This is a genomic window from Plebeiibacterium sediminum, assembly GCF_026013605.1.
Classification (GTDB): domain Bacteria; phylum Bacteroidota; class Bacteroidia; order Bacteroidales; family Marinilabiliaceae; genus Saccharicrinis; species Saccharicrinis sediminus.
Map to the genome: position 1 here is coordinate 38,399 of NZ_JAPDPJ010000020.1, position 18,801 is coordinate 57,199.

Sequence of the window (18,801 nt, forward strand, 5' to 3'; positions counted from 1 at the left end):
CTTTGCTTCTTTTCTTGTATCAAAACAAGAAATGAAGTCGGGTCTGGGTGAAACGCCAGTTAACAAAAATAATTAGGACAGTTCTGTTTTCCTTTAATAAATCCACTAATAAAAGCCATTTCATATCCCCAATTTTACATTTCAGAAATATTTAACTTTTATAAACATTAATGTTTTCCCAAAGCCATAATATTATATCACAACACATTAACTTAACAAATAAGTAATATTGGTACTGGCAACAGTAATTCAGGTCATATGTTCACAAAAAATCATATTATCTTCGCCGCGTGAAAATTAAATCTACAAAAAACAGTGTATCCAAATAAGTTTTTGAAATTCCCATTTACAATGTTTTAAAATTTTCCGAATGAAATTTACAGACATCAAGCTTAAAACTCGTATTAATACAACATTTGCGGTATTATTACTACTTGTATTTACAGTATTGGCCATTGTAATTACAAGCTATCTTAAAAAAAGTATTGTACACAATGCTGATAAACAAATGACTACACACTTGCATGATTTGGTGGATATACTAAACACCCATGTTGATGGTCAGCAATCAGTTATTAATCTTTCACTTAAAATTGCACATAATACACTCTATAATTCTGGTGGTATAACAGAATCAAAAGAAAAAATCAATACATCCATAAGCAATCAGGATAACGATAAATCGAGTAATTATTCTTTATCTACACTATTGTTTAACGGTGAAGCCATCTATCATAACAACCAGCTTGTAGATCATATAAAATCACAATCGGTAGAGTCAATTACAATTTTTCAGAAGATAAAAGATGGTTATGCCCGCATAGCCACTAATGTTTTAAATAAAGATGGAAAAAGAGCTGTTGACACCTATATACCTAACTCTTCGGAAGTAATTAAAACCATTGAGCAAAACAAAACCTATTACGGTAGGGCATTTGTTGTTGATGATTGGTATTTAACAGCATACGAACCCATTAAAATTAACGGTGAAATTAAAGCTATTTTATATGTGGGTATTAAGGAAAAAGATTATGATTATTTAAAACATCAGTTTTCTTCGCGCACCTACTTTTCTGAGGGCTATCCTATCCTGGTGGAGTCAAATGGTAATATTTTAATTCATCCTAATGCAGAAGGACAAAACACATCTAAAGATATTTTCTATAAACAAATGGTAAATGCACCTAAAAATATAGTAGGTCAATCTAGATACCAATGGCCTGATAATAAAAATGGTGAGTGGAAACAACAATACTTTCAATATTATGAGCCTTACGACAGCTACGTAGTTGTATCCATATATGAAAAGGATATGTATGAAAGCTTAATGGTACTGAATAAAATTATCATTGTTGGTATTATCATCAGTTTAATATTAGCTTTTATTGGCATCTACTTTTTACTACAACCAGTATTATTTGGTATCAACAAAATTGCTGAAGTTTCGTCTAAAATTGCACAAGGCGAATTAGATGTTGATGTAAATATCAATAGCAAAGATGAAATAGGACAAACAGCTTCGTCGTTAAAAAGTATGTCGGAGAAATTAAAAGAGATTATTACTGAAGTAATAAATGGTTCGAATAACATAGCTAATGCCAGCGAACAATTAAGCAATGCATCTCAGGAATTAAGTCAGCATGCCAGTGAACAAGCAGCTTCTGTTGAAGAGATTTCAAGTAGTATAGAAGAAATTGCTTCCAATATTTCACAAAACACTCATAATGCTTTAATTAACGAATCAATTTGTACTAATACAGGTAAGGGTATTGATGAATTAAATTTTGATACAGAACAAACGATTCAGGCTAACAAAATTATTGCTGAAAAAACAAAAATTATTGGGGAGATTGCAAAACAGACCAATATTTTGGCCTTAAATGCGGCAGTTGAAGCAGCTAATTCAGGCGAACACGGAAGAGGTTTTGCTGTGGTTGCTGCCGAAGTACGTAAGCTGGCTGAAAGAAGTAAAATTGCATCGGAAGACATTATAAAAAATGTAGATAATGGTGTTAAAACAGCAATTTTAACAGGTGATAAAATGAAATCGTTGTTACCGCAAATAGAGCAATCGACCAATTTAATTAAAGAGATTACAGCTGCAAGTCAGGAGCAAGATACCGGAGCTACACAAATCAATAGTTCGGTTCAACAACTGAATTATGTAACGCAACAAAATGCAGCAGCTAGTGAGGAACTGGCTTCAAGCTCTGAAGAATTATCTGCTCAGGCAGAAAAATTAAAAGATCTTATTTCTTTTTTTAAAGTTGATAAAACTGCTGTTATAAAGCAAAAATCTGTTAAGAAACCAATTCAAGCTGAGGAAAAGAAAGTAGAAAGAAAAGGTACTGAATTAAAACTGGATATTGATATACCGACTAAAAAAGAATATTTTGAGAATGAGGAATACCAATCATTCTAAATAGAATATGACAAAATAAACAAAACCACCTTATTCCATTATTATTTACAATTGGAATAAGGTGGTTTTATTTTATAATAGTTTTGAGGCCGGAAAATGCAATTATCAAACCTTAATATATTTTTGATATATCTATTTTTATATCCTCAATATTACTAAATCGATGCCCGCCTTTTTCCAATACATTAACCTTTTTAAGACCTTTAAAATAAGCTATTGTTTCGTATGGATCAATAAGGTCGTCATCTAAGGTTACATATACAAAAACAGGTAACTCTTTTAAATCCAAAACCTCATTTTTTTTAAGTTTATTGAGGTTCTCAATGGTAAAATCGTATGCTTCATTTGATGCAAAATTGATATTCTGACCAATAAAGGGCGTTAAGCTTTTAATAGGATTTGTGGTAGGATTTAGCAAGATACACTTTGCGTTGTATTTGTTGGCAAGGTAAACAGCAACATAACCACCTAATGAATTACCTATAAATAGCATATTATCATCAGGAGTAATTGCATCCATAAGGTTTTCGATAGTATCAAAATCAGCACTATCATAAGATGGTGAATACATTTCAATATCAGGAAACAGATGTTTTAATTTCTGAAACTTCTCTCCTCCTCCTAATGAGTTAAAACCATGAATATATATGATCATAATAATTTATTTAAACTTTTGTTCATAGTGCTTTCTCTCCTTAAATATTTGAAAAAATAGCTACATTTTCATTTTCAAAAACCAGAAAGCTGCACATCAGCTCTCCTCCTTATTCAAGGAGGAGTACGGTAAGGTACGAACCGGGAGGTGGTTTATAACCTATTATTAAAACAAGTATAGATTATCTGGAGCTGAATGATAAAAAACCACCTCCCCTCTCCCTAGTCGAGGTACTCCTCCTTTTAAAGGAGGAGAGTTGATTTCCGTAACACATATTTTTTACAATTACCATAGAACCCTACTACCATAACATCTTTACCTTTACCCTTTGTTCTGCGCCCTCTACGCTCTGCACTACGCTCCACGCACTATGCACTTTGCCTATTCCCCCTTTGCATACTTATCCATCACAACAGCACAAGTGGCATCTCCTGTAATATTTAGAGCTGTACGTAGCATATCAAATATTCGGTCCAGAGCATACAATAATGGCAAACCTACAATAGGAATATCTGCAGAAATAAGTACAGCAACAACCAATAAGGATGGTCCGGGAACACCTGCCTGACCAATACTACCAATAGTAGCTGTAAGAATAATAGCAATGTATTGTCCCATGTGTAAATCAATTTGAAAAAGTTGCGCAAAGAACACTGCAACCAAAGCATAGTAAATGGCGTTTCCATCCATATTTATTGTTGCTCCCAGAGGTAGCACAAATGAACCCGCTTCTTTAGATACACCTAATTCATCTTCGCACACTTCCATGGTTACAGGCAATGTGGCCATACTCGATGATGTTGATAAGGCCATTATTTGGGCTTTACTTATTTTAGTCATAAACTCTTTAACCGACATTTTTGAAAAGCCTTTTATCAGTGCCGGATAAAATACATACATATGAAGTAAAATAGCTCCCAGATAAACTAAAAACAGTTTTAAAACAAGGTAAAGTACATCAAAACCGAATGTACCTATACTATTGGCCATCAATCCAAATACACCAATTGGAGCGGTATACATTACCACTTTAATAACCCAAATCAACGCATCAAGAACAATATCACAGCCCTTTACTATTTTTTCTCTTTTTACTTTTGGTAAAGTGCTGGCACCTATTCCTAATAACAAACAGAAAAATATAATTTGTATAATCTCTCCTGAAACTAGTGCTTGAAGTGGATTTTCAGGTATAAAACCCATTATTGTATCCCAAAATCCTGGCTGAGTAATTTTTTCTGAAGTTTCTTCATTAAATAAATAACGAACAGATTCTATGTCCAAACCACTACCAGGTTTAAATATTTCTCCTAAAATTAAACCTAAAATAACTGCAAATGCAGTAGTCAACATATACCAAACAAAGGTTCCTATTCCAAGTTTTCCGGCAGATTTTGTTGCGCCTAACGAGGCAGCTCCTGACACTATAGATATTGCTACTAACGGAATCACTACCATTTTTATCAGTTTAATAAAAATATCGCCCAAAGGAGCAAACATTGAAGCTTGTTCTCCCATTGCAACACCTACCACTGCGCCAATAATCATGGCTACTAAAATCTGAAAACCCAGGTTTTTAAGTAATTTCATCGATACTTATTTTGATTTTTATTAGGAGGCAAATATAACTACAATATGCTAATAGTAATATGAAGAAGATCAGTTGAGCTGATACATATAAAATAATGGATTACAACACTTAAGTATCATTCTGTTTTAATAAACTTAATTGTCACTAAATAAGCAACTCAAATACTTAATTATAAAGTTATTGGTCTTTGAAAAAAAATGCTTAAATTCTAGCTATCAAACATTAAACTAAAGAGCTATTCTTTTACAAAATATTAGTAAGCAAAATTTAACTCTAAGCTAATTTGATTATGAACAATAAATTAACCGCCTGGATTAAAAAATACTATTCAAATGCTTTATATTCTATAATCATCATACTTATATTTTTTCTCTATTACACTTTCGTTTTTAAGCAGTATCAATCTGTCATTAAATCACAAACAGAACATCAGTTTGTAAGTGATATGAAAATGAAGGCTTTGCTTTTAGACAATACACTTTCCAAAAATATACAAGGCGTAAAAAGCATCAGCAGCAGATCTACAATAAGAAATAAGATTATAGAATACCAAGAAGGATCTATTACCTTTGATGAATTAAAAACTTTTACACTTCCAAAATATAAAGAGGGCATTAAAGCTTTAGAAAATATTATCTGGGCCCGAAGATATATTCATTCGGATATACTTATTGAACAAGGTAATTGTAATCAGAATGTTGATACAATTATCGCAAAGACCAACAAAAATAAAGTATCTGCTCAGGCTTTTCATAATGATACAACACTTGTAACATTCGTTTCATCCCCGATTTTTGATAACGATAATATCATTGGACAGGATATTATTTGTTTTAATACGAATACAGCATTAAACAAAATTATAAACAAAGAAATTAAGTTTAATATACTTCCTGTAAATAAAACGATTAACGAAAATCAAATATATTATTCCGCAGATAGTGCTATCTGTAATATTAAATCTGATTTTTTGGATGCCAGTTATGAATTTAGTATTTCTCAGGAACGATTATTCCACGATTTAAACAGCTTTTATAAAAATCAAACTATAATTACGCTACTGCTTTTAACTAGCTTAACTTTAATTTTACACATCTTTCACCGTAAAAAGCAATTGACAAATCTTCAAAAAAGTGAATATTTTGAAACACTGGCTGCTCAAAAAACAGCTAAGCTAAACCAAACAGTAAATCAATTATTAGAATTAAATAAGCAGAAAGAAGAAAGTGAAAAACGCTTTAAAACCATTTATGAAGATAACAGGTCTATAATGATGATTATTAACCCGAAAAATTATCAGATAGAAGATGCGAACAATGCAGCTCTTGACTTTTATGGATATACAAAAGAACAACTTGCCAATCTTAAGATTTATGATTTAAATGTATTACCGCGTGAAAAGGTTAAAAATGAAGTCAATACGGTAATCATCAAAAACAAAGCCTATTTTAATTTTAAACATAAGTTGGCTAATGGAGAAATAAGAGATGTTGAAGTTTACTCTTCGCCCATTGAATTTGATGATAATGTAAAACTCATTTCAATAGTACACGATATTACTGAACGAAAATTATATAAAGATAAAATTGAACGATTAAACGTAGAATTATCCAATTCTATTCAAAACCACCAATTACTCGAAAGCAAACTAAAAACCATTGTAGACATGTCTCCTATTGCCATTATTATGTCTACTGGAACCTCTCAGAAAATTGATTATATCAACCCTGTATTTATGCAACTATTGGGCTATACGATTGATGATTTTCAAACAATTCCAGAATGGTGGTCCATTGCAATACCAGATAAAAACGAGTCTGAAAAAATTAGTTTTGAATGGAATGAAAGAGTAAAAAGAGCCAACGAAAACAACTCAAAAATTAATCCTATTGAAGTTGAAGTTACCTGTAAAAACGGATCAAAAAAACGCATTAAATGGGGATATATTAGCTCCGGAATACAGAATTGGGCTTTTGGAATTGATCTGACAGAATTAAGAAATACGGAGAAACATCTTAGAAAGGCAAAATTAAAAGTTGAAGAAGATGCATTGCTACTTCAGGAGCTAAATGCTACCAAGGATAAGTTTTTTAGAATTGTGGCGCATGATTTAAAAAGTCCTTTCAACGCAATACTGGGATTTACCAGTACGCTTTTAAACAACTTTACTTTATATACTCCTGAAGACATAAAGAAATATGTTCAAGTAATAGATAGATCAGCAAAAAACACCTACGGATTATTGGAAAATCTTTTAACCTGGTCGCAAGCACAAACCGGAAAAACAATATATAAACCTAAAAGTATTAATGTTAAAAAGTTAATTTACACAACAATAATACAATTAGAAGTTGTAGCTTCGGCCAAAAATATTAGTATAATATTTGATGTGGATAAGGAGCTAAACGTTTTTGCCGATGAAAACATGCTCAATACAGTTTTACGAAACTTAATTAATAATGCCATAAAATTTACACCTGAAGATGGCAGAATAGAAGTTAATGCGATTCAGAATGATTCAGATATTATTTTTATTGTAAAAGATAACGGCGTTGGTATGTCGGAAGATATTATGGATAAACTATTTAAAATAGAAGAAAAAATATCCACAAAAGGTACAAATAATGAATCCGGAACAGGATTAGGATTACTACTGGCAAACGAATTCATTAAGAAACATAATGGTAGTATTGATGTTGAAAGTGAACCGGGAAAAGGTAGCATATTTAAAATACAACTACCTTTAAATTAATCCTATCACATTAAATATGTCCTCATTTTTACAGATAACTATTCTAATTCATGCTGTTTTTAACTGCTCAAAAAATTCAAGAACAGTTTCTTTTAGCGGTCGGTATTTTAATCCTAAATGATATTTGCTCTTTGACGTATCTGCAATAAAAGGATATCCAATATTTCGTGAAATCATCTTACGCTTATAACCTACTAATGGAGCTACAAGCCAGGTGATAGCTTTAGGTATTACCTGTTTTGGAAATTGAAATCCATTTTTATATTTTTCTTTCAAAATTGAAGATACATGCCACATACTTGAATTTTCTGCAGAAACAATATATCTGCCTTCTGAATCTGGTTTATAACCAGCCAAATAATGAGCCTCTGCAACATCCCTTACATCCACCATTCCAATTCTAAAATCAGGAACACCGATTTTAAAATCGCCATTAAATATTTTTCGAAACACATTATGACTTTCAGAAGATGTAATAACAGATAAACCCGGCCCTATTACAAACGAAGGGTTAATGACAACCAACTTCCACCTGTTTTGAGCTTTGTATATAGCCCATGCCTCTCTTTCCGCTACTGTTTTTGAGTAGGAATATGGTTGATGTTTTAATGTAGATGTTGAATTCCAATCATCTTCAGTAAGCATTCCTTTTGTACAATCCATTATATCAGCATTGTCGCCATAAATGGCAGCTACGCTACTGGTTAAAACTACTTTTTTAACGGAAGCACAATTATTAACGGATTCTAAAATATTAGCCGTTCCGATTAATGCCGGTTCAACTAAATCTTTTTGTGGATCAAGAACATTAAGCTTAAACGGAGATGCTGTATGATAAACCAATTCACAACCAACCATGGCTTTATCATATGAACCTCTGTTTAGTAAATCAGCCTCAAATAATTTTAATTCTCCTGGTAACTTCTGCGAAAGTTCTTCTAAATAATACGTTTTTTTTACATCGCTAATGTTCCGAACAGTAGCATGAACAGTAATTCCTTCTGAAAGTAATCTTTTAACCAAAACTCCGGCAATATATCCTGAAGCTCCGGTTACTAATACAGGCTTTGTTTTATCTATTGCTGACATAATTAGGTATTTATATAAGTTTAAGTTGCTTTCAATATAAAAGCATTTTGTACCTAAAAATGTTTAATGAATTTTTGAGTATTAATGACATTTCTACTTTTTACCCCATTTTTCCTATTATTTAAATAGGTGTAAACAAAAAAAGGTGTTACTAAAAAAATAACACCCCATTGTAATCATATCAAAAACTGTCTAATTAATCTCGATATCTTTTTGTAATGTCGCCATAAGCATCAATTCTTCTATCTCTAAAGAAAGGCCATATTCTGCGCACATCTTCTGTTCTTTTTTTATCAATTTCAATAACCTGATGTAACTCGTCTTTTTGATTGGCCTGCCACAATATTTCACCCTGAGGACCTGCCACAAAACTAGTTCCCCAAAACTCAATACCATTAGTAACACCAGTCCAATCAGGTTCAATACCAACTCTGTTTACTGCTATAACTGGTAATCCGTTTGCTACGGCATGCGCTCTCTGTGAAATCATCCAGGCATCACGCTGACGAGCTTTCTCTTCATCTGTATCTGTACTCTCATAACCAATAGCTGTTGGATAAATCAACATCTCAGCACCAGCCATTGCCATTAAGCGGGCTGCTTCCGGATACCATTGATCCCAACAAACCAGCACACCCAACTTACCTACTGATGTTTGAATGGGGTGAAAACCAATATCTCCGGGAGTAAAATAAAACTTTTCGTAATAAGCAGGATCATCAGGAATATGCATTTTACGATAGCGCCCTGCTTCTGATCCATCCTTTTCAAAAACTACTGATGTATTATGATATAAACCTGGAGCCCTTTTTTCAAATAACGATGTTACCAAAACAATATTCAATTCTTTAGCTATAGCAGCAAACTGATTGTATGACGGACCTGGCAATGGCTCTGCCCATTCAAACATATCAACTTCCTCTGCCTGACAAAAATAAATGCCTGTATGTAACTCCTGAAGCACTACTAATTCCGCACCATCCTGAACGCATTTTCTAATGCCTTCAATACTTTTATCTATATTATTTTGCTTATCATTTGAGCAGGTTTGTTGCACTACTCCAACTTTTAGTTTACTCATTATCTTACAATTAACTTTATGCTGTTTGTTATAATGTAACATCGCAAAGAAACATATATTTTTGATTGATTCTTATTTCTTTTACGCAAAAGTTAAAAATAATGGATTTTTCAGAAATAGCATTTTTATAATAGTAGAAACGAAATCTTTTATTGACTAAGCGATATTATTAGTAATCAGACAAGATTTACAAGATTTACAGGATAGCTTGTTTCATTTTTGAAACAAGAATATTATTCCAACCTGTAAATCCTGAAATCCTATCCAAAATAAATACGCGTATAGTCTTATTCTGTATTCAAAATAGAAAGATGAATTACAATTTCTGGGATGATTAAAATCTTTTTCAAAGTATACTATACGTAGTATTTACCTGTAACTGTAACTACTTTTATTTTTATCACTCCGGTTCCTTTCAGCATGTTTTCAGGATATTCCTGACCGGATAATTGAGGTGTATATTTACCAACTATTTTATTCAGAGCCTCAATTTTCTCTTCCTTTGAATCAACCAATGATGCAGTCCCAAATATTACCACGCTTTTATATTTAGTATTTACATCACAAGCTTTATCATCTAAAATTAAACCTTCCATGTTGGCCACTTCAAAACAAATTTTATTATTGCTTTTAATGTTGGCGAGTTTGGTACCTCTGTTTAACCCGTGTATATAAATTACATCCTTTTCGCTTGCAAAATGAACAGGAACAACGTATGGATATCCGTCAGTATTATGAGTAGCTAAATGCCCAACTTTAGATATGCTTAATATTTGCTCTATTTCTTCAGCAGTAAGCTGATGTTCTTTCATTCGATTTTCCATAATACAATATATTTTAAATTATTATTTGTCGTTAAACTAAAAGCACATAGAGCAAAAAGATCAACACAATAGCTATCAATTAAATTTTGATAGTATCAATATTAAGCTCTAAATGATTGTTATAATAAGGTGGTATAATAATTCTGAAACTCTTTATAGCTGCATTATCCAGCCCAAAGATGATATATGTATTTGCGAGGTTGTCAATGTATTAAAAGACGATCAAATATAGATTTTTTGCAAAAAAGTAACAAGAGGAAATATACTCAAGCAAAAATATTTATTACTGCTTGAGTTATTAAGAATAGAGAAATCTTACTATTTAATCAGAGCTGTCCTAAATACCTTAGTATTCTGGCGCTTCGCCCAGACCTGACTTCATTTCTTGTCTTAATACAAGAAACGGAAGCAAAGAAAATCAAGGCTGCACCCATCTCTCTCAAAAAACTACGGTTATTTGACTGAAATCGTTTAAACTCACTACGTTCAAACAAAAAACGATTTTTAACCGTCAATCTAACCTTGTTTTTTGGTTCACTGGCTGAGGCCCATATAGAACCTACTAAAGTATTGAATTCTATTTTATATTTAGGACAAATGTGCTATTTAATATTGATTATTAATGCAACTCAACACCTTTAGGGTATTGCATGCTAATACAATGCAACGAACCGTGCTGTTCAATTAACGGACGACAATTAACGCCAACAACTTTTCTTTCCGGATAAATAGATTGTATTACAGCTAGGGCATCTTCATCCTGAGCTACACCATAAGTTGGAACCAAAACAGCTCCGTTTACAATTAAAAAGTTAGCATAAGTAGCAGGAAGTCGCTGTCCATCTTCATCAAAACATGCATCAGGCCAAGGTAAAGCAACCAGGTTATAGGCTTCATCTTTAGCATTGGTAAATTTTTGAAGTTGCTCTTCCATATCAACTAAAGCAGCATAATGCTCATCTGTTTCATCGTCGCATTTTACATAAGCAATGGTATTTGAATTACAAATACGAGCTAAAGTATCAATATGAGAATCTGTATCATCGCCAGCTAAATAGCCATGATCCAACCATAAAATTTTACTTACTCCAAATTGCTTTTTCAAGAATGCACTGATGGCTCTTTTACTTTTATCCGGATTTCTGTATTTCGACAACAAACACTCAGTTGTTGTTAATAAGGTTCCTTCGCCATCTGATTCAACACTTCCTCCTTCTAACACAAAATCAAGGTTTTTAATTTTGGTTCCTGAAAGAACTGTTTGAGCCAATCTTGAATTTAATTGATTATCTAAACCAGCCTCAAATTTTTGTCCCCAACCATTAAAAATAAAGTCTAATAAAACAGGCTTTTCATCTTCATAAATAGTAATGGCTCCATGGTCTCTGGCCCATGTATCATTTGATTCAGCTTGCACAAAATGAATAGGGAAAGCTGTTTCATTATTAAATAAAGCTTTAACCTCATCCACAGAATGACAAATCACTAATACGGGAACAAACGCTGCAGTAGTATTAATGATATTAACAAAACAGTTTTCAACCTCAGCATACATGTATGCCCAATCACTGTTTTTATGTGGGAAAGTGTACTGAACAAAGCTTTGCTCCTCCCACTCTGCTGGAAATCTTACCATGTTATTTTATTAAAAATCTAAATAAATCATGGAAGCAAATATAGAATTATGAATGATATAAAAACATATTTAAGCAAAAAAGTGCTACAAATAATATAACTTTTTTACAGTCATACAATTAGATATATAATGAATAAAAAAACTAATGAGGAACATTCTATATGATAGAAACGGACTGCCGATGTAACAAAGAGCATACTGGTGCGGATGGTTATCGGATGGTCTGCGGCATTTCTGCGGATGCTATAGACCGATGCTCACCCGCAGCCTATCCGCAGACCACCCGCAGAAACCCGTTCACGATCCGCAGCCTGTCCGCAGCAGGTATATTGCAAGTCCGTTTACAGTCCGTTCATGCACCGTAAAATGCCTTTTTTAACACTTTTGTGCACAATTTTATGCCGTTTTTGCCAAAATATGCACAATCAGCCTTAAAATAGCCATTTTTAAACAATCAGGCTTACACTAACAGAACACAATAACACATAACACACTCATTTTCTATCACATAAATATAGCAAAAAGTAACTGTAAAATTACCGTTACTTTTTGATGCTATACTTTTTTATAAATTGAACATTAAAATGATTGAAAGATGTGGCATATGAAACCAAATCATTGTAATGCATTATTGATACATGATAGTTCCTATAAAGACAGGATTAAGAAAATAAATCTAGTTTCAGAATGAAACCAATAAAGTTGTTCACCATGTTAATCCTGCCAAAAAATATTTTACATTTTCATGACTGAATCTGGTATACAGAAATAAAATAAAGCGCCATCCTGAATTATAAACTTAACTAAAAGCTATTTTATAAATTCAACTTTTGCACTATCTGAAAAAACAGCCCCTTTATATTGTACCTTAAGTTCAATACTTATTAGTTCATTTAATTTATAATCTGATACCTTTAATTTTAGTGACCTTTCTGCATCAACCTTAATACCATTAATCATCCAGCAATAATGATCATAATCATACCCGGCATCCAAAGTATATTCATCACCTTTTACCTTAATTTCTTCCTTAATAATTCTTTTTGCACCATGATATCTGGTATTCATATCATTAATATGGCCTCCTTCTGATGTTCCTGATTTAGAATGAGCTCCACTTTGTAATTGATATGTATTATTCCAGAACTTACCTAAATCAGAACCTAAATAATACCCTAACTGAGGAGGCTGATTATATGAAATATTTTGGGTTAGTACAGACCAGCGATACATAATATCTGTCATTAAAGAATGGAAACGATAAGGCGTTTGGTATGGGGTCATGTAAATTCTTAACTCCTTATTATCTTTGGTTCGGGCAATTACTTCTTCACGCCAATCGCCTATAATATCGGCGCTTAAACATGGATTCCCTTTGGTCCAGTTATTGGCGGCCAGATCTTTACTATCCGGAAGAGGCAATATTTCAACTCCATCACCAGTCCATTTGGTTATACCAACAAACTCACGACGAAATACTCCTGAACCATCCAATAACTCACGATTAAGATCTCCATCCCACCAAATGCCAAAGTTTATTGATGGTGTATTTTGACTAATCAACTCCCCTTTTGCCGTATAAACACCACCGGAGTGTGTAGTCCAAACTTCAAGACCTTTAAATCTTGGATCGACATCAGCCGCCATAGCTCTACCTACATCTTCGTATGAAGGAATACCCCAAATCAAATCGCCGGTGCAAGCATCCCTTAACTCTGAACCTGCAAGGGTTGGCACATGCTCATGGCAATCCCACACTTCAAATCCAGGACGTTCAATATCAATATCTGTTAGATGAATCGCATCACCATGCCCCAATTTAGTATTATATGCTCCGGAACCGTCATCATCAATCATACAAGCTCCGTAGGTTATTTCATCTTTTCCATCACCATCCACATCTCCAATAGCTAAATTATGATTACCCTGTGCTTCGTAGGCCTTATATTCACCATTATTATCTGATGTACTAAATTGCCAACGTTGCGTTAATTTACCATCTCTGTAATCCCAAGCCTGCATAACTGTTTTGGCATAGTAACCGCGACAAAGTAAAATACTTGGATGCTGCCCATCAAAATATCCGGCTCCGGCTAAAAACCTGTCAACACGATTTCCTCTGTTATCTCCATATTCATTAGGAGTTCCTCTTGGAATATAATCTGCTCTAGCTAACTCTGTTCCTGTTTCTCCATCTATCACTGAAAAAAACTCAGGACCACTCATTATTTTCCCCCATGTAGGAGAATCAGGATCACGATCCACATAATCAGTAACTCCATCCTTGTTAACATCACCAATTACTTTTCCATCTGCAAATTGAGTTCCTTCTGCCGTTTTCACCACAAGTTCAGCTTTACCATCTTCATCAAAATCATAAACAACCATTTGAGTATAGTGTGCTCCCTGCCTGATATTTATTCCCAAATCAATACGCCATAAAAAAGTACCATCTAATTTATAGGCTTCAATTATTGGTCCTCCATTACAAACTCCCCTATGCGAATTATCCTTACCACTATTTTCTCTTTTTAAGATGATTTCGTAGGCTCCATCACCATCCAAATCTCCAATTGAAGCATCATTGGGACTATAGCGCCACAGGCTGTCTCCCGCGATAGGTTGTATGGGAATAGACATATATGGTTTACTAAAATTATCTTTTGTGATGTTGTAACTGGCAAGTAAGCTGTTACTGGCAGCATCTTTTAAAAGATATTTACTTATTTGTTGAATATCAGAAACCGAATCCATATATAAAGTACTCTTAATTAATGGAGTTTGATTAAGCTTTATCTCTTTATTACTTATAATCCGATATAAATCAAATGCTATATTTATTGAGTCTTCAGGTAAATATCGCCAACTTAAAGAAACGCGACCATCACCCTGATTGATGGCAACAAAACCACGGTTCAACGCTTCTTTGTGTATTGAAGTAGCATATTTAGATCCTTTATATATTTCTTTTTGTATGTCTGCACCATTATTGCAACAAGCTGTAAATGTTATTAGTAATAATAAAAATTGATAATTCTTAATCAGGTTATTTAAAAATGACATTATTATTATATTGAATGTTATCTATTAATTTTTTTGAAAGGTGTACTAAATACTCTTAATAAACAAATAAGGCTATTTCAAATTGAATTAAATCAATATCAGAAACAGCCTTATCTCATATATCTAGTTTTATTATTTATTCAGTTTGAATAGGGTTACTGATTAACTTACCTTCAACTCGGATGTTGGTAGCATCTACATTTTTAGCATCATCCAAAATAAATAATGGACGTCCATCATCTTTTTCAAAATAAAAGCGGATGTTATCAAAGAAAATATCTTTGGCATGACGAACATAGAATCCGGAAGCTGGTATGGTACCAAACATCCAGGGTTCAGGGTAGTTCTTAATACTCTCTGTTGGTTTAATTTTACCATCCTCTTCAGAAAAACCTCCTTTATAATGAATGTTGATATTTGAGAAAGATACTTCTTCTACCTGGTGTCCGGGGATTCCACTTATTATAGATGAAAACCGGGAATCTGCATCATATACATTAACATTACTAATTTGGAGTCTTCTTAATTTACCAACAGGAGTTCCTTTAGGGCTACGCTGACGACCACCCAAACGAATAAAGAAAGGTGAATTACCAATGTTGCGCATGGTGATATTTGATACTACAACATCCTCTAACCATCCGCCATCAACAGCTTCAATAGCCAAACCTCGACTTCTTTCAAAAATACAATTGGTAATAGCTATATTTTTAAATCCACCACTCGATTCGGTTCCCAGTTTAATTCGTCCGGTATTTGAGCCATGATCAGGAGCAACAGCTTCATCTGTTTCCCATTTACCTGCCAATACAGAACCTTTATCAAAACCTGAAACATAACATCCACTGATGGTTACGTTCTCTGTGTCTTTAAAATACCCCAATCCATAACTTGCTTTTAACACAATTGCATCATCCCATGGACAATTAACTGTACAATCTGTAATTCGTACATTCTTACAGCAATCAATATCAAAGCCATCACGATTGGTATCTACTTTTACATTTAATACATGAAGATTATCAACACCTGTAGCCAAAATAGCAAAGTGTCCGCAATGTTTCATTGAAACATCTTTAACAGTAACATTATAGCACTCTTTAAGTGAAATCACTTTATTACCTACTCCAGGCAAACGACTCTCTTCACGACTCAATCCTTTTCCATAAATTAATCCGGCACCACAAATGGTGATATCATGCTCACCAATGGCCCACAATAATGAGTTTTGCCAATGGCTATGTCCGAAATCCTGAAATGGATTATCAGGATTTGGTTCAGCTTCATCATATCCGGTTGTTTCTGTAGGAAAAGCAGCCTGAATAACTGCACCGGACTCTATCCAAAGCGTAATATTACTTTTTAATCGTATGGAGTAACATGCATACGTTCCGGCTGGTACATAAATGGTTCCTCCTCCATCTTTTACTGCAGCATCAATTGCTTTATTAATAGCAGGTGAATCAATGGTTTCTCCATCACCTTTTGCCCCATAATCTTTTACATTATGAATGGCTGCATTAATAGAAAAAGAACCTAGTATAATAAGAAATGTAAATATCAATCGCATAATGTGTCTCTTTGTTGAATATCAAATTAGTCTGGAGTAGATTTCATCCATTCCGTTTGCTTATTAACGACGTATGATCTGTTTTCGAATAGCTTAGGCAACATAAAATAGTTGTAATCAGCTTTAGGATTTAAAAAGTAAAAGCAAAAGTAAAGGTCTACGTCATCAATTAATTGACTTTCAGAAGCCACAACCTGAGCATCCGTTTTTTTTCCGGAATTCAATAATTGAAGCGGTGATTCCTGCTGCTTTGCATCAGCTAATTTTGGTTCTTCTCCTGGAGGAACCAATGCCTCTAAAACTCTTAATTTGCGGCTTGTTCCATAGTATAATGTAAATGAATTACCTTCGATACTAAATACGTTTTTGTAACAGTCTTCAGGCTCTAAAACAGAATTCCATTTTTCTGCTTTTGTATCATTTGAAGCCCCTCCGTAAGTCCAGATCAGCTTGATATCTTCAGGTGTATTTTTACTTGTAAGTTTAATTACTGCACCTTTACTATCCTTTAGCGCCTTAATATGACACTTTATTTCGCCCTTTCCTAGAATTTCATCTTTCAGGGTAAAAATAACCTCATATTCCTGCGCTTTTTCTTTAATTGTTTTAAAATCAGCAAACCATTTACTGGAATTGCCGTTTGCTACTCCTAATCGTAATGTTCCTCCAAGTTCAGGAGCCAACATGGACCAATCCGGATTTTGCGCAAAAGCATTTTGCCCTATAAAAAGGCAAAATGCTATAAACATAGAAAACTTTATTACTCTTAATTTAATTTCCATCTGGTTTTTCTATTTCTGTAAATGGTGTTGGATACCATTTAAAATCTTCATATTTATCTGGATGAGCCGGATCGTAAGCTGGTACATCGTCCCTCAAATATTTTGCTAATGGAAGATTTATCTCCTTCATTCCATTCACAACACATTGTACAATCTGGTATCCACCATAAGGTCTGAAATGTGTATTATCGGCCAATGCTTTTTCCTGATTTGGGAATGTATTGGCAGGATAATGAACAAATATTTTTATTGATTTTTCAACGCCTAAAGCTTCATACAAAGTACGGGTATAATTATGAAGATCAATCAATGGCACATTTTCCTCAGCAGCAAGTTTACGCATTGCATCAGGATAATCTCCATGGGTTTCTACAATTTTACCTTCGTCATTAAAACTTCTTCGTTGGGTTGGAGTGATAAAAACAGGGTGAGCACCAATTGCTCTGGCTTTTTCAATAAACTCTTTTAATCTGTCTGTAAAATTAAGATAAGCACCTCTGCCCTCTCCTTTTTCTTTTTGATCGTTATGTCCGAATTCGGCAAAAATATAATCTCCGGCTTTAGCCTGAGTTAACAACTTTGCCAACCTTCCGCGAGCAAGAAATCCGGTTGCAGTTTCTCCGGACTCAGCATAGTTGGCTACAGATACCTTATCATTAAAAAAGCGAGGTAACATTTGTCCCCAGCCAATCCATGGTTCATAATCCTGATCAACTACAGTTGAGTTTGCACATAAAAAAACAGTTATGACATCATCTACCGGTTTAATCTCTATAAAATCTACTTGAGGAGACTCCCCGTTAAATTCAAAAGTCAATTTACTATCCCAATTGAACTTATTTCGCTCTCTGCTTTTAATACGAACTACTTTGCCTTCACCAATAATTGTATCTCTTTTATTGATGTTGAAATAAACATCCTTAAATTCGCCTTTTGCCGTTTTAATTCCATTATAAAACAATCTGCGCGATTCGCCTCTGATTACTGTATGTCCTTCTGCATTTTCAGATCCTACTCTAACATGAACACGATAGTTGCCATCTGGTATACTATCAAAGGAAATAAAACCATTATTTGCTTTCTCTAGAGGTTTATTTATTTTGTATGGATTACTTTCTTCTTTACATGAAAAAAGTAAAACACTGCATAATATTAATCCTAAACTAATTGTTGCTTTAAACTTTCTCATTTCAAATTTTTAAACATCTGACAGGTTAATTATCATTATGTAAACAAACCTGACAGGTATATATAATTTGTTTCAGGCTTACAGCCTAAGATTTTTTTTGTGTCTAATTACAAGGGGCTTCACCCTTGCGGTGATGTATTAGGCTTT

General features: G+C 33.5%; 12 protein-coding genes. 2 read left to right on the forward strand and 10 right to left on the reverse strand.

Annotated features, from left to right (window positions below; translation table 11 throughout):
* Nucleotides 1–370 precede the first annotated feature (370 nt).
* Complete coding sequence (locus OM075_RS10345; RefSeq protein WP_301190432.1) at nt 371–2,422, forward strand: methyl-accepting chemotaxis protein; 2,052 nt, start codon at nt 371–373, stop codon at nt 2,420–2,422.
* Nucleotides 2,423–2,534: 112 nt separating this feature from the next.
* Here the strand turns inward: OM075_RS10345 and OM075_RS10350 are convergent, their stop codons facing one another.
* A complete protein-coding gene (locus tag OM075_RS10350; RefSeq protein WP_301190433.1) occupies nt 2,535–3,077 on the reverse strand; it encodes a YqiA/YcfP family alpha/beta fold hydrolase in 543 nt (180 codons plus the stop codon).
* Between the two features lie 381 nt (nt 3,078–3,458).
* Nucleotides 3,459–4,667, reverse strand: coding sequence for a dicarboxylate/amino acid:cation symporter (locus tag OM075_RS10355; RefSeq protein ID WP_301190434.1), 1,209 nt, complete (start codon nt 4,665–4,667; stop codon nt 3,459–3,461).
* Between the two features lie 290 nt (nt 4,668–4,957).
* Here OM075_RS10355 and OM075_RS10360 point away from each other — a divergent pair, with 290 nt between their 5' ends.
* Nucleotides 4,958–7,420, forward strand: coding sequence for a sensor histidine kinase (locus OM075_RS10360; protein ID WP_301190435.1), 2,463 nt, complete (start codon nt 4,958–4,960; stop codon nt 7,418–7,420).
* A 48-nt stretch (nt 7,421–7,468) separates the two neighbouring features.
* Here OM075_RS10360 and OM075_RS10365 read toward each other — a convergent pair whose 3' ends face one another.
* The 8 genes from OM075_RS10365 to OM075_RS10400 all read right to left on the reverse strand — a co-directional run bounded on the left by OM075_RS10365 (nt 7,469) and on the right by OM075_RS10400 (nt 18,654).
* Nucleotides 7,469–8,509 carry an NAD-dependent epimerase/dehydratase family protein gene (locus OM075_RS10365; RefSeq protein ID WP_301190436.1) on the reverse strand — a complete coding sequence of 347 codons (1,041 nt, stop codon included), beginning with the start codon at nt 8,507–8,509 and terminating at the stop codon, nt 7,469–7,471.
* A gap of 196 nt (nt 8,510–8,705) precedes the next feature.
* Nucleotides 8,706–9,590 carry a carbon-nitrogen hydrolase gene (locus tag OM075_RS10370; RefSeq protein WP_301190437.1) on the reverse strand — a complete coding sequence of 295 codons (885 nt, stop codon included), beginning with the start codon at nt 9,588–9,590 and terminating at the stop codon, nt 8,706–8,708.
* Between the two features lie 356 nt (nt 9,591–9,946).
* On the reverse strand, nt 9,947–10,414 hold the full coding sequence (locus OM075_RS10375) for a pyridoxamine 5'-phosphate oxidase family protein (protein ID WP_301190438.1): 468 nt from the start codon (nt 10,412–10,414) through the stop codon (nt 9,947–9,949).
* A gap of 619 nt (nt 10,415–11,033) precedes the next feature.
* Nucleotides 11,034–12,050, reverse strand: a complete 1,017-nt coding sequence (locus tag OM075_RS10380) for an agmatine deiminase family protein (RefSeq protein ID WP_301190439.1) — start codon at nt 12,048–12,050, stop codon at nt 11,034–11,036.
* An 810-nt stretch (nt 12,051–12,860) separates the two neighbouring features.
* Nucleotides 12,861–15,113 carry a rhamnogalacturonan lyase gene (locus tag OM075_RS10385; protein WP_301190440.1) on the reverse strand — a complete coding sequence of 751 codons (2,253 nt, stop codon included), beginning with the start codon at nt 15,111–15,113 and terminating at the stop codon, nt 12,861–12,863.
* 136 nt (nt 15,114–15,249) lie between these two features.
* On the reverse strand, nt 15,250–16,683 hold the full coding sequence (locus OM075_RS10390; RefSeq protein ID WP_301190441.1) for a rhamnogalacturonidase: 1,434 nt from the start codon (nt 16,681–16,683) through the stop codon (nt 15,250–15,252).
* A 26-nt stretch (nt 16,684–16,709) separates the two neighbouring features.
* Entirely contained in the window at nt 16,710–17,465 is a 756-nt protein-coding gene (locus OM075_RS10395) for a DUF4450 domain-containing protein (protein ID WP_301190442.1), read from the reverse strand.
* Nucleotides 17,455–18,654, reverse strand: a complete 1,200-nt coding sequence (locus OM075_RS10400; RefSeq protein ID WP_301190443.1) for a rhamnogalacturonan acetylesterase — start codon at nt 18,652–18,654, stop codon at nt 17,455–17,457. The genes OM075_RS10395 and OM075_RS10400 overlap by 11 nt, the downstream gene beginning before the upstream one ends.
* Between the last annotated feature and the right edge of the window lie 147 nt (nt 18,655–18,801).

What these genes read in the sequence shown, in the direction of transcription:
- OM075_RS10400 (WP_301190443.1), bottom strand. Translation starts at nt 18,654, where the DNA reads ATGAGAAAGTTTAAAGCAACAATTAGTTTAGGATTAATATTATGCAGT.
- OM075_RS10350 (WP_301190433.1), bottom strand. Translation starts at nt 3,077, where the DNA reads ATGATCATATATATTCATGGTTTTAACTCATTAGGAGGAGGAGAGAAG.
- OM075_RS10395 (WP_301190442.1), bottom strand. Translation starts at nt 17,465, where the DNA reads ATGGAAATTAAATTAAGAGTAATAAAGTTTTCTATGTTTATAGCATTT.
- OM075_RS10365 (WP_301190436.1), bottom strand. Translation starts at nt 8,509, where the DNA reads ATGTCAGCAATAGATAAAACAAAGCCTGTATTAGTAACCGGAGCTTCA.
- OM075_RS10380 (WP_301190439.1), bottom strand. Translation starts at nt 12,050, where the DNA reads ATGGTAAGATTTCCAGCAGAGTGGGAGGAGCAAAGCTTTGTTCAGTAC.
- OM075_RS10370 (WP_301190437.1), bottom strand. Translation starts at nt 9,590, where the DNA reads ATGAGTAAACTAAAAGTTGGAGTAGTGCAACAAACCTGCTCAAATGAT.
- OM075_RS10385 (WP_301190440.1), bottom strand. Translation starts at nt 15,113, where the DNA reads ATGTCATTTTTAAATAACCTGATTAAGAATTATCAATTTTTATTATTA.
- OM075_RS10355 (WP_301190434.1), bottom strand. Translation starts at nt 4,667, where the DNA reads ATGAAATTACTTAAAAACCTGGGTTTTCAGATTTTAGTAGCCATGATT.
- OM075_RS10390 (WP_301190441.1), bottom strand. Translation starts at nt 16,683, where the DNA reads ATGCGATTGATATTTACATTTCTTATTATACTAGGTTCTTTTTCTATT.
- OM075_RS10345 (WP_301190432.1), top strand. Translation starts at nt 371, where the DNA reads ATGAAATTTACAGACATCAAGCTTAAAACTCGTATTAATACAACATTT.
- OM075_RS10375 (WP_301190438.1), bottom strand. Translation starts at nt 10,414, where the DNA reads ATGGAAAATCGAATGAAAGAACATCAGCTTACTGCTGAAGAAATAGAG.
- OM075_RS10360 (WP_301190435.1), top strand. Translation starts at nt 4,958, where the DNA reads ATGAACAATAAATTAACCGCCTGGATTAAAAAATACTATTCAAATGCT.